The organism is Acinetobacter sp. 1566109 (genome assembly GCF_000582255.1).
Classification (GTDB): Bacteria; Pseudomonadota; Gammaproteobacteria; order Pseudomonadales; family Moraxellaceae; genus Acinetobacter; species Acinetobacter nosocomialis.
This window is the reverse complement of the sequence record NZ_JEYB01000083.1, coordinates 1-12,742: the sequence shown is the minus strand read 5'-3', so window position 1 is coordinate 12,742 and position 12,742 is coordinate 1. Positions and strand designations below refer to the sequence as shown.

Sequence of the window (12,742 nt, the reverse complement as noted above, 5' to 3'; positions counted from 1 at the left end):
TTGTCATGGGTGGGTTACATGTAAGCTATGCAGAGCCTGCCTCAGCTCAACAAGTACCGGGATATTATAAGCATCAATTTGGTAATTACCGCATCACCTCATTACTTGACGGTACCATCTATTTAGACCCTAAGTTATTTAAAAATTTGAGTCAGGCTGAGAAGACTAAAATTTTAACAAAATACGCCGCTGTTAATGAGAAAGGGGTTCAAACTTCGGTAAATGCATTCTTGGTAGATGACGGTAAAAGTTTAACTCTTGTTGATAGTGGTGCTTCAAGTTGTTTTGGCCCACAGTTGGGTTCAATTGCTAAAAATCTTGAATTGGCAGGCTATCAACTTGCTAACGTGAAAACGGTTTTATTAACCCATCTACATCCAGACCATGTTTGTGGTATTGCTCAAAATGGAAAAGCTGTATTTCCTAATGCAACTATTTATGCACATGAACGTGAAGCTGACTATTGGTTAAATCCAGCTTCTGAAAAAACTGTACCTGCAGATAAAAAAGAAAACTATTTAGGAACGGTTAAAAATATAAAAGCTGCGCTTGCACCGTATCAAGCGAAAAAAGCTTTCAAGACTTTTAAAGATGGCGATGTCATTCAAGGTTTTGAAGTAATCAATACACAAGGGCATACACCGGGTCACCATAGCTTCCGATTAAAGAGTAAAGGTCAACAAATTGTCTTTGTAGGAGACATTGTTCACTCACATTCTTTGCAGTTTGATGCTCCAAAAACCGGTGTAGATTTTGATGTAAATTCTGAGCAGGCAATTAACACTCGTTTGAAAATGTTTGCTGAAATCTCAAATAAACAGCAATGGGTAGCTGCTCCACATTTGCCATTCCCAGGAATTGGCCATGTGTATAAAGTAAATGCAGAGCAATACCAATGGATTCCTCTATATTTTAATAACAGTCTTGATAAGTAAAAAAAACAGGGCATTGAATGCCCTGTTTTTTATTAAGTCTTTAACTATTTAGTTGCTTTCTCAAAATTATTGACTGCTTCACGGCCGAGTGCTGGGTCATCTGTAAAGACGCCATCTACACCTGCTTTGAAATATGCTTCAAACTCTTTTAGAGCACCTGTCGGGCAACGCTCGGCAGGTTTGTCGCTACATTTTAAAGGCTGTGGTAAAAAGTTATTTTCTGGACGGAAAGTATATGGGTGTACTTTTAAGCCAGCGGCATGTGCATCGCTAATAAATGAAGTAGTTTGTACTGAACCATCATTATTGAAATTGAGAATATAGTTTTTGCTTGGGCCTACACCATTTGCATATTTAGCAACATCTTTTAAGCTTTGCGCTGTAGCTAAATCACCATATGTTTTAGAAACACCAGATTCAACAAAGTCTGCTGGTCGAGAGGTTTTTGCATCATATAACTGAATGATTTGTGCATGTTTAAGTGTTTTATGTAGATCAAGTTGATCTTTTAAATACTTTAAATTGCTGACTTCGAACGATTGCAAATAGATAGGGGCAATATCACGTGTATATTGATATTTGGCAAGAGTTTTAAGAAGTGTGTCTTCCATGGCCAAATTTTTGTTTTTAAAATAAGTTGGATGTTTGGTTTCAATATATAAGCCAATAATCTTTCCGGTTTTTTTATAATTTGCTTCGGCAAGTTCAATGACTTGTTCAAGTGTTGGAATTGAATACAGATCGTTATAAGCCGTATTTGCTGGTCGGAACTCAGGAATACGTTCACGTGCTTTAACTTGTTGTAATTCATTTAAAGTGAGGTCTTCCGTAAACCAACCCGTTAAATTGACACCATCAATATTTTTTGTGGTTTTACGGTCTGCAAATTGGGCAAGAGTACTGATATTGGTAGTACCACCAATTTCGTTTTCATGACGAGTAACCAATACACCGTCTTTTGTTGAAACCAGATCAGGTTCAATAAAGTCAGCACCATCATCAATCGCTTTTTGATATGAAGCCAAAGTATGTTCAGGACGTAAAGCGCTAGCGCCGCGGTGTCCAATCACTAAAATTTTAGGAAGTTGATATTCTGGTGTAGTTGGGGTTGTTTCGGTTTTATCATCGTCATTGCAACCGACCAAGCCAATTAAACTTAAGCATAAAAGTGCTTTTCTAAACATAATTCTACTCATATTGTTTTAGTTGAAACGACTCAAGTATTAGGATTTAGTTTGACGTGATCATGAAGAATTCATGAATTTTAAGTGACACTATTTAACTGGTTCTTTATTGCTTTGTTGGAAATAGTGAATCACGCTTTGTTTTTGTCTTAATTACATTTATTGTTTTAATTCCACTTGTCTTTTTTACACCGCTCGTTGATGATCACAAGGTCTCAAAGCGGCATTTACTCCTGTTAATTAACGACATCATACCGAGCAGCCATGCTATCTAAATTTTTTATTCAGCGCCCCATTTTTGCCAATGTACTGGCGATCATTGTCATGGCTTTTGGTATTTTTTCGGTGATGCACTTGCCCGTAGAACGGTATCCCGATATTGCACCCCCGAAAATTACAGTGTCGGCAAGTTATAGCGGAGCAGATGCACAAACGGTTGAGCAAAGTGTTACCCAAATTTTAGAACAACAAATACAAGGGATTGATCACTTACTCTATTTTAGCTCATCAAGTGATTCATCAGGACGTAGCCGAATTACCATTAGTTTCGATAATGGAACCAACCCCGATACTGCTCAGGTCCAAGTCCAAAATAGTATTAGTGGTGTCATACGCCGTTTACCAGATGAAGTACAACGTCAAGGGGTGACAGTCAGTAAGTCACTAGGCGATACCTTTATGGTAATTGGTTTATACGACTCGACTGGTAAAACCGGAAATATTGAGCTGTCGGACTATTTAACTACACATGTCGTTGATAACTTAAACCGTATTGAAGGGGTGGGTGAAACGGATGTGTTCGGTTCGCAATATGCGATGCGTATCTGGTTAAATCCAGACAAGTTAAAGCAATATAATTTAATGCCAAGTGATGTGGCTAATGCAATCACTGCTCAAAATACCCAAGTTGCTGCAGGTGCAATCGGTGATTTACCAGTCATTGATGGTCAATATCTAAATACAAAAGTGACGGCAGGTTCTCGACTAAAGACTGTTGATGATTTTAAAAATATTGTCGTAAAGTCAGATAAAACGGCGAGTTATGTTTATTTAAAAGATATTGCAAGAGTTGAGCTTGGCGCAGAAAACTATCAGTCTTTCAACACGATTAATGGTTATCCTGCTGCGGGTGTAAGTATATCTTTGTCCTCGGGCGCAAATGCTATTCAAACTTCTAAGCTCATCCATCAAACCTTAGATCAGCTCGCCGCTAAATTACCAGCAGGCTATAAAATCGTTTATCCACGAGATAATACGCCGTTTGTTCAAGAGTCGATTAAGGAAGTTGTAAAGACGCTTGTAGAAGCCATTATTTTGGTAATTTTGGTGATGTTCCTGTTTTTGCAAAGCTGGCGTGCAACACTCATTCCGAGTATTACCGTTCCGGTTGTGATTTTGGGAACTTTTGCAGTCTTATATGTGCTTGGTTTTAGTATTAACACATTAACGTTATTTGCTCTGGTACTTGCTATCGGCTTGTTGGTTGATGATGCGATTGTGGTAGTTGAAAACGTTGAGCGGCTCATGCATGAACAGCACTTAACTCCAAAAGAAGCAGCAATTGAGTCAATGGGTGAAATTAGCGGTGCATTAGTCGGCATTACATTGGTTTTAACTGCTGTTTTTATTCCAATGTCTTTTTTAGGTGGTTCAATTGGCGTGATTTACCGTCAGTTTTCCATTACTTTAGTTGCTGCTATGGCATTATCGCTTACGGTTGCACTCATTTTAACGCCTGCATTGTGTGCATTAATTTTAAAACCTAATCCTGAACCTATGCGCTGGGCAGTGTGGTTTAACCAAAAAATTGATCAACTTAAAAATAAATATATCAAGCTTGTTCAGACGAGTATTCATTACAGTAAATCGGTTATTGTGATTTTTGTGGCGCTGATTGCAGTTTTTATGCTCTTCTACAGTGGTTTAAAAAGCGGCTTTATTCCTAAAGAAGACCAAGGTATTTTAAGTGTGCAAATTAAGCTGGTAGACAGTGCTCCAATTTCTGAAAGTCAGAAAATTGGTGAACAAGTGCGCCAATACTTTCTCACTAAAGAAGATAAAAATGTTGATCTGGTTTTAATTCGTTACGGTCGAAATAATGCCGGGACAGGACAAAATTTAGCGCAAGGCTTTATTGCTTTAAAACCTTGGGATGTACGTACGGCGAAAGAGGACTCGGCTGACGCTATACAAAAGCGTGCAATGAAATATTTCAGAAATTTTAGTAATGCTCAAATTAACGTGACCTTACCTCCTTCGGTAAATGGTTTGGGGCAGACTGATGGCTTGGATTTCTGGATTCAAGATTTAAATGGACAAGGGCAAAACTTCTTAGATGGTATGTTCCGTCAGTTACAGGCTCAAAATAAAAACTATTCAACGTTTGAAAACTTTGATAAGCAGTCTACCAATAGTAAAGCAAATCTGAATATCAAAATTGACCAGAAACAGGCTTTGGCAAATGGTTTGGAACTCTCTGCAATTAATAACACTTTGTCGAGTGCATGGGGCGGAACTTACGTAAACGACTTTATTGATCGGGGACGTATTAAACGTGTCATGATTCAAGGCGATGCCGAGTTCAGATCTAAACCTGAAGATTTATATAATTGGTCTGTGCGTAATAATCAAAATGAAATGGTGCCTTTTAGTTCGTTTGCTAACTTTAGCTGGGGTGGGGCACCAGAAATTGTAAAACGCTATATGGGATATAGTGCTTTACAGTTACAGGCTGATGTTGCCGGTGGTAGCAGTTCTGGTCAGGCTATGAAAGATGTTGAACAACTCGTCAACCAGCAAAAAGATATTGGTTTGGCTTGGACTGGTCTGTCTTTTGAAGAACAGAAGTCGACCAATCAGGCGGTATGGTTATATCTGATTTCGGCAGGTTTTATTTTCTTATGTTTAGCTGCTTTGTATGAGAGCTTAAGTATTCCTGCTGCCGTGATGACTTCTATTCCGCTAGGTGTAGGAGGAAGTGTCATTTTCTCTTATATCTTTGGTTTACCAAATGACGTGTATTTCCAAATTGCACTTCTAACCACGATTGGATTGTCATGTAAAAACGCAATTTTAATTGTTGAGTTTGCTGCATTAGCCCAAGAGAAAGGAAAGAATGCTATTCAGGCCGCTTTAGAAGGCGCAAGCTTGCGTTTAAGACCGATTTTAATGACTTCTTTAGCCTTTGGTGCAGGTGTGATTCCACTTGTATTTGCACAAGGCGCTGGTGCGGTGAGCCGCCAAGAAATTGGTATTAGTATTTTAGGTGGCGTAATGTTTGGTACTGTACTGGTTCTATTCTTTATTCCAGTTATGTATGTGTTATTGCGTTCATTGTTTAAATCGAAAGCTTCAAGTTAAAAGCAAACAATTTAAAAACAGGCATTAAATCAAGTATATTAAGTTTAACTTCTCTTCATATATTTGATTTAGATGCCTCAAGAAAAAAAACTAACACAGCAGCAGGTCATCGCACTGGAACGGGACCTTGCCAAGTTTGCAACCATGATGGATAGCGCCGTCCGTATTCCTTTTACAAAGCAGGGTATTGGTGCCGATGCTGCTTTAAGTACTATTCCAATTGCTGGCGATGTTGCGGGTTTTGTCCTGACTTGCTACGCCATATATAAAGCCAAGCAAATTGGTGTGCCACAGCACAAGCTTACTCCCGTCATAAAATTGGCTGTAGTCGATGCTGTGGTGGGGTGTGTACCAGTTGCAGGAACTATTTTCGATATTTTTATACGTCCTAGTAGAAAAGCATTAGATGTGGTTCATACCCATATTCGTGAAGAATATGCGATTCAAAGTGATATACATGTTATTCATCCGTATTTACATGAAAAGCTTGAAAAGAAACAGCAACACTCAGCCTTCTGGCGTAATCCTGTTGTGAGTTGGCTATGGCTACATATACCGGATTTATTAGGGGTATTGGTGCTTGTTCTGATTGGTTTAGCAATGTGGTGGGGGATTAGTTTTCTTTGGGGACTGGCCCATCATTCAGCCTAATAAAAAAGCCTCCAACTGGAGGCTTTTTTATTTACTGTGTTATGGGCAATCTAACTGATGTAGAGCTGCGACACGCTGTTCAATCGTTGGGTGAGTTTGGAACAAAGCAGCTAAGCTGAAACCTTGTTCTTTACCTTCCGCAATCGCGAACGCTTTCATTTCTTTTGGCATTTGGTCTGGTAACTCTGTTTCAGCTTGCAAACGTAATAAAGCAGAAATCATTGCTTGTTTACCAGCTAAACGTGCACCGGCTTCATCTGCACGGTATTCACGGTAACGAGAGAACCACATTACAATAGCAGAAGCTAGAATACCGAACACGATATCTAAAACCATCGTAATGAGGAAGTACCCCATACCAGGTGCTTCATTGTCTTGACGACCAAAAACATTACGGTCGATAAAATCACCTACTACACGAGCAAAGAACATAACAAAGGCGTTTACAACACCTTGGATGAGTGCCAAGGTAACCATGTCACCATTTGCAACGTGACCAATCTCGTGCGCAAGCACGGCACGTAGCTCATCTTTGTTCATACGCTCAAGTAGACCGCTTGAAACGGCAACTAACGCATCATTTTTATTCCAGCCTGTTGCGAAAGCATTAGACTGATATGAAGGGAAGATACCAACTTCTGGCATATTAATACCAGCACGTTGAGAAAGTTCAGCGACTGTTTGCAATAACCAGCTTTCAGCTTGGTTACGAGGAGCATTTGGGTCAATCAGTTCTGTACCAGTAGTTTTCTTAGCCATCCATTTGGACATAAATAGAGAGACTAAAGAGCCCACCATACCAAACACAAAACAGATGACTAAAAGGTTGCCTAGATTTAAGCCACCCGCGCCATGGTAACTACCGACACCGAAGAGTGACAAAATAATGCCAGCTACAACCAGTACCGCGAGGTTGGTAAGCAAAAACAAACCAATCCGCATCATTGAGAAAATCCTCTTATAAATAAAATATTATCTGATTTATAAATTATAAATCACTCAGCTAATATGCGGCGCTTGGGGGAAAAATTCAAGGAAAAAATAAGGAATCGATACATTCTTTCCGGTATACGAATGTATTCAAATTAAACAAGTTATTTATAAGGCCCGTCTAAATACTAGGGTCGGGGTAATAGATCATTACAATTTTTAGACGATGGGCCTTATTAAAGCATGAGCTGCAAAGTATGCGGTTTTTAATTTTACTCAATTCTGATATGGGCAATTGCCGTTGCATTATTGGTGACATAAGTCCCTGTTGGTGCATCGGTATAGGTGCCATCAGACAATGTCACGATTTGGCGTGCAGAAGAATATTTAACAGGTTTAGCCGATACTTGTTGAGTTGTGGTGGTTTGGGTCAACTCTGGCTGATTTACAGTCTGGGTAGAAATATTTGAATTACTAAAAGATGAAAGGCTTACACCAGAAGAATATAAGTTTTGATATCGACTTGTGACTCGTCGTACATAATCTTGGGTTTCACGGAATGGCGGAATGCCGCCGTATTTATCCACGTTCCCTTCACCTGCATTATAAGCCGCAAGAGCCATTTGCGTATTGCCGTTAAATCGTTTGAGCAACCAACTTAGATATTTAGCACCAGCAAAGATATTTTGCTGAGGATCATAAGCATTAGATACGTTAAAACGGCGAGCAGTAGCTGGCATGAGTTGCATTAAACCTTGCGCACCCACAGGAGAGTGAGCATTCACATTAAAACCAGATTCGGTATGCATGACTGCCTTAATTAGACCTTCGGATACACCATGCTGTTGTGCTGCCTGTTTAATAATATGGTCAAAAGCATTTTTATTTTTGCTATAGCTTGGTAGAACAGAAGCTTCTGAAGTGCCCCAGTTTGTATAACTATGAATATTACTATCGGGGTAGTAAGTCACCTTTACTTTCTTGAGTGAATGGTCATAGCTTTTACGGTTAGTAAGTAAAGTGCTGCCATTTTTGTCTTGGTAAATGTACATTTGACCCGCTAAAGTCGGTGTTATACCTACCGAAAAAGTGGTCATCCCCAGTAAACACGAAAAAAGATATTGAACCGAATTTTTCATTTTATGTTATTCACAATTTTAAGGTATTCGTAACTAGTCAAAGAGTTTATCAAAAAATATTACAGAAAGAAGTTTTGTGTAATTTTTTTTATTTTTGCTCTTTTAAAAAATCAAGCTGTTTTGTTCGAATGATCATCAAAAAAAATTAAAAAAAATTTTTAAAATGATTCTATTGACTTGTCTAACTATTTGAAAATTAAAGGCAAAAATCATTGGTTAAAAAATGATCAATTTAAATAAAACCCTTAACAGAAGGTGAAAACAGTTTGTCAAGTATTAAGAAATCCACAATTTTATCCACAGGTTTTGTGGAAAACTGTGGAAAAGTCCAAAAAGTAAGCATTTTGCGCAAAAAATGAACTCGTCGGTCAAAATGGAGCACTGCTTTTGCATCATGCCTGAGCATTATGACGACTTCAAGAATTGAAACTATTCTTTTGATGCGATTCCCGTCCGAATCATATAAAATTGCGCGGTATTTTTATTTATGGGTATATCTCGTCTATGTACGCGCCAGTTGAGTCCAACGAAGGATTTAATTTTAAGCCTGAACTTCCAACAAGCTCGGCCTATTATCGTTTGCTTAAGAAGCTTCGCCGTCAAGTTGGACATGCCATCCGTGACTTCAACATGATTGAAGATGGTGACAAGGTCATGGTGTGTGTGTCTGGTGGTAAAGACAGTTATACCTTGCTCGACATTTTGTTGCAGTTCAAACGTATTGCACCAATCAACTTTGATATTGTTGCGGTTAACCTTGACCAAAAACAGCCGGGCTTTCCAGAAGATGTGTTACCACGCTATATGGAAGAAAATAACATTCCATATTACATTTTGGAAAAAGACACTTATACCATTACCAAGCGTTTAACACCTGAAGGTAAAACATACTGTGCAGTGTGTTCACGTTTGCGCCGTGGTTCGCTTTATGGCTTTGCTCAAGAAATTGGTGCCACTAAAGTTGCGTTAGGCCATCATCGTGATGACATCATTGCAACTTTCTTCTTGAACTTATTCCATGGCGGTAGCTTAAAAGCAATGCCACCTAAGCTTTTGTCTTCGGATAAGAAAAATATTTTGATTCGTCCTTTAGCTTATGTTGAAGAAAAAGACATTATCAAATATGCCGAATTACGTAAGTTCCCAATTATCCCGTGTAACCTTTGTGGTTCACAAGAGAACTTACAACGTGCCATGCTTAATGAAATGTTACGTGAGTGGGATAAACAATATCCGAAACGTTTACACAGTATTTTTGGTGCGTTACAAAACGTGTCTCCGTCTCAGTTAGCAGACCGTGATTTGTTTGATTTCGAAGCGCTAGATTCTCAGCGCGAGATCGACTTTAAAGACCCTGAAGAACTTAAAAAACGTTTAGATGTCGTGAACTTAAGTTTTGCTGCTGAATAAAACAATTAAGTAAGTCAATTAAAGGCATTTTATAAACAAGTGCCTTTAATGTATCAAAATACTAAAAAATGAATGTTCCGTACAAAAAGTCATAGCCCAACCTTAAAATTACATGCTATAACAACGCACAAGCAGAAGTGCTTCATATGATGTTGTCTGGATAGGCAACTAACTAGAGAAATTGAACAAATAAATTTGAGGAAGAATCATGCCTGCATTTTTAACTGATGATTGGTTTGCGACTGTCGAAAAATTAACTGCTGAAGCAGGTGATCTTAATTTGCCACCAGCTCTTGCGAATTTGGCAATTAATTTAGTAGTTACAGATGCTTCTGGAAATACCGAATTAGCGTTAGATGGGGGTAAAATCCAAAAAGGTTTGTCTTCAAATGCCAAAACAACTTTAAACATGGATGCTGAAACTTTACGTAAAGTATTCCTAGAGTTTGATATGGCTGCAGCTATGCAAGCATTCATGACTGGTAAAATTAAAGTTCAAGGCGACATGTCTCAGTTAATGGCTTTACAAACAGCTAAACCAAGCCAAGAACAAAAAGATTTGTTCAAGAAAGTATTAGAACAAACAGCTTAATTCTAAAAGAATTCATATAAAAAGCTTACCCCAAGAGGTAAGCTTTTTATTGATACAAACAATGAATTTATCAACTTTTAAAACAATAAAACTAGATATTGATTCGTGTTTGAGCCGTTTTAATATGCTCAAGATAAGCACGGATACGAGTCACATACTGTACCGCTTGTTTGTATCGACCATTTCGCATTTGATTGCGTTGTAAATAGTCATAGAGATTAACCCATTGGTTTGGGTCTTTTCCTTGGGTTTGTAAGCGCTTCTGGATCTGGTTGACTGCTCCCGGACCCATATTGTAGGCCACAAGGGCATACCAGTTACGATCTGGGTAGGGAATATCACCATACTCACTTAGCATGAGATCATAATATTTCGCACCGCCCTGAATGCTTTGCGCTGGATCGCTACGGTTACTTACACCCATTGCCCGAGCTGTACTGTTGGTTAACATCATTAACCCGCGTACGCCTGTTGGTGAAACAGACTCTGGCTTAAGATACGATTCTTGATAGCTCATTGCTGCAAGCAAATGCCAATCTAAATCATACTTGGCCGCGCTTTGTTTAAAGCTGGCTTTGTAAATAGGTAGACGTGTACTTATATCACGTTGAATCGTCGACCAAGACTCAGGTTTTACAACGTTACGGTTGTAAAATGAAGCCAGTTGTTGAGTCAGACCATTTTGCTTGCTTTGACAAACAAAACCACTGGCTGTTTGTGTAAGAGGATCATCTGCTTGTTTAAACACCCAGCTTAAATCGGGATTTAATCCATTTTTTTGCAAATTTACGATGTCACCACAACTTGCAGAAAAAGACATTAAACCTTTGTTCTCGATTGAGCTTAAGCTCGCGGTCGTCATGGCAAGATTTGCTTTACCTTGCTGGACCCACTTGAGTGCGGTGGCGTTATCTGCCACGATTTTGAAGTCCAACTTTACATTTAAGCTTTGTGCATAGTTACGAGCCAAGTCATAACCGAAGCCATGTAAAAATTGATCTTCTTTAAAAACAGTAGTTGGGCTTTCTACAGCAACTACGGTTAATGTGTTGGTGTTAACTACAGTATTGTACTGTAGGGTTTTTCCTGCATTAATACTATGAAAGGGAAAAAACATAGTGCTGAGTGCAAGAACTTTCAATGGGAGAGAAGAAAATAAAGAGCTAAGGCCAAGCCTCGACCCAGAACTTGAATTACTGTGCATGTTGTCTCCGCTACAGATAATTTATGCCCTAAAAGCCAGACAAAAAGCTGCCATAACTTTTAAAAGTTGATAAATTCAATAAGGGGTGGGCAGTCATGACGTCATTCAAAATGACATGAAATGAAAAAAATAAACTATGTAGAAAATCTACAAAGTTTTTGGTTGGGTTAAAAAATACTCAACATTTAAGATGCGCGCATCATAATCTTCAAAAAAAAGATTGTCAAATTTTGAACAATTAAATATTCGATATATCAACATAACAACATGAATTTATTAAGGAAGAAAATTTATACACTTCTGATATGAGTAAATAGGGTATAAAATGCTACATCTTGTAAGCAGTATGTTGTTCATCAGTGGTTTTTTATCATGAAATCTAACTTAATCACTCGGTCAGGACATGACAAATTAGTTGCTGAATTAAAACAACTTTGGCATGAAGAACGACCAGAAATCACAAAGAAAGTGAATTGGGCGGCAAGCCTTGGCGACCGCAGTGAAAATGCCGATTATCAGTACAATAAGCAGCTGCTTAGAAAAATTGATCGACGGGTACGCTATTTAGGAAAACGTTTAGAAGAGTTAAAAATTGTCGATTATGCTCCCGAGCAAGAAGGCAAAGTTTACTTTGGCGCTTGGGTCGAAATTGAAAATGAAGAAGGTGAACAAAAAACTTTACGTATCGTAGGGATTGATGAAATTTATGATCATCATCCTCAACATATCTCGATTGAGTCGCCAATGGCACGTGCACTCTTGAGTAAACAAGTCGATGATGAGGTTGAAGTGCACACTCCTTTAGGTAAAAAGCTTTGGTATATCAATGCAATTCGTTATGAAAAGCCTAAAAATGATGAAATTTAAATAGATTTGTTTTTATTTTGAGCGTTTGAATTAAAAATTAAATAAAAGATTTGCCAACTTGCATTTTTGTTTATATTATAACGCTCGTTGGAAGCGTGGCAGAGCGGTTTAATGCACCGGTCTTGAAAACCGACGAGGGTGTGAGTCCTCCGTGAGTTCGAATCTCACCGCTTCCGCCAAATTCTTAAAAGCCCTTGTTAATGACAAGGGCTTTTTTTATGTCTATAAATTACTTAAAAAATTATATTGCTCTGTTTCATAAATTTCTAAGTATGATCTCTCCTGTGCGTGGGTTCGTTAAAGTCACATTTTCTAGCGCCTGAATACACCAAGAGTTATTTTCCTTAACAAGGACGGTGAGAAGGAGGGTATCAATTTGATGGGGACCCTGGGGATGAGCTAAGCCTGCGGTTAGACGACTCCAAAAATGTGAAATACAGATATCATTAGTTAAAGAGGTGACGTCTATG

General features: G+C 38.5%; 10 protein-coding genes, 1 tRNA gene and 1 pseudogene. 7 read left to right on the top strand and 5 right to left on the bottom strand.

Going from position 1 to position 12,742, the window contains the following annotated elements; genetic code table 11:
• Positions 1-5: 5 nt before the first annotated feature.
• Positions 6-935, top strand: a complete 930-nt coding sequence (locus J582_RS23175) for an MBL fold metallo-hydrolase (RefSeq protein ID WP_032048680.1) — start codon at positions 6-8, stop codon at positions 933-935.
• A 44-nt stretch (positions 936-979) separates the two neighbouring features.
• Here the strand turns inward: J582_RS23175 and J582_RS23170 are convergent, their stop codons facing one another.
• Complete coding sequence (locus J582_RS23170) at positions 980-2,119, bottom strand: glycerophosphodiester phosphodiesterase (RefSeq protein WP_022575218.1); 1,140 nt, start codon at positions 2,117-2,119, stop codon at positions 980-982.
• Positions 2,120-2,383: 264 nt separating this feature from the next.
• Between J582_RS23170 and J582_RS23165 the strand changes: the two genes are divergently transcribed.
• A complete protein-coding gene (locus J582_RS23165) occupies positions 2,384-5,479 on the top strand; it encodes a multidrug efflux RND transporter permease subunit (RefSeq protein WP_031982941.1) in 3,096 nt (1,031 codons plus the stop codon).
• Positions 5,480-5,551: 72 nt separating this feature from the next.
• Positions 5,552-6,130 (top strand): DUF4112 domain-containing protein, encoded by a 579-nt coding sequence (locus J582_RS23160; protein ID WP_004707378.1) that lies wholly within the window; start codon positions 5,552-5,554, stop codon positions 6,128-6,130.
• 39 nt (positions 6,131-6,169) lie between these two features.
• Here J582_RS23160 and htpX read toward each other — a convergent pair whose 3' ends face one another.
• Positions 6,170-7,075: a protease HtpX gene (htpX, locus tag J582_RS23155; protein ID WP_002048489.1), complete on the bottom strand. Its 906-nt coding sequence runs from the start codon at positions 7,073-7,075 to the stop codon at positions 6,170-6,172.
• Positions 7,076-7,332: 257 nt separating this feature from the next.
• The gene (locus J582_RS23150; protein ID WP_031982940.1) at positions 7,333-8,199 is read right to left on the bottom strand and encodes a lytic transglycosylase domain-containing protein; all 867 of its coding nucleotides are present in this window, start codon (positions 8,197-8,199) and stop codon (positions 7,333-7,335) included.
• 504 nt (positions 8,200-8,703) lie between these two features.
• Between J582_RS23150 and ttcA the strand changes: the two genes are divergently transcribed.
• The gene (gene ttcA / locus J582_RS23145) at positions 8,704-9,609 is read left to right on the top strand and encodes a tRNA 2-thiocytidine(32) synthetase TtcA (protein ID WP_002048552.1); all 906 of its coding nucleotides are present in this window, start codon (positions 8,704-8,706) and stop codon (positions 9,607-9,609) included.
• Positions 9,610-9,817: 208 nt separating this feature from the next.
• Complete coding sequence (locus tag J582_RS23140) at positions 9,818-10,201, top strand: SCP2 sterol-binding domain-containing protein (RefSeq protein ID WP_001110719.1); 384 nt, start codon at positions 9,818-9,820, stop codon at positions 10,199-10,201.
• Positions 10,202-10,292: 91 nt separating this feature from the next.
• On the opposite strand, the gene J582_RS23135 is transcribed toward J582_RS23140, so the two are convergent.
• The gene (locus J582_RS23135; RefSeq protein ID WP_004707379.1) at positions 10,293-11,405 is read right to left on the bottom strand and encodes a transglycosylase SLT domain-containing protein; all 1,113 of its coding nucleotides are present in this window, start codon (positions 11,403-11,405) and stop codon (positions 10,293-10,295) included.
• Between the two features lie 372 nt (positions 11,406-11,777).
• Between J582_RS23135 and greB the strand changes: the two genes are divergently transcribed.
• Together greB and J582_RS23125 are read left to right on the top strand one after the other, a co-directional pair.
• A complete protein-coding gene (greB, locus tag J582_RS23130; RefSeq protein ID WP_002048569.1) occupies positions 11,778-12,272 on the top strand; it encodes a transcription elongation factor GreB in 495 nt (164 codons plus the stop codon).
• A gap of 89 nt (positions 12,273-12,361) precedes the next feature.
• A tRNA-Ser gene (locus tag J582_RS23125) sits at positions 12,362-12,451 on the top strand.
• Between the two features lie 77 nt (positions 12,452-12,528).
• Here the strand turns inward: J582_RS23125 and J582_RS0105285 are convergent.
• Positions 12,529-12,742 (bottom strand): annotated as a pseudogene (locus J582_RS0105285) (DUF4440 domain-containing protein); the annotation flags it as partial.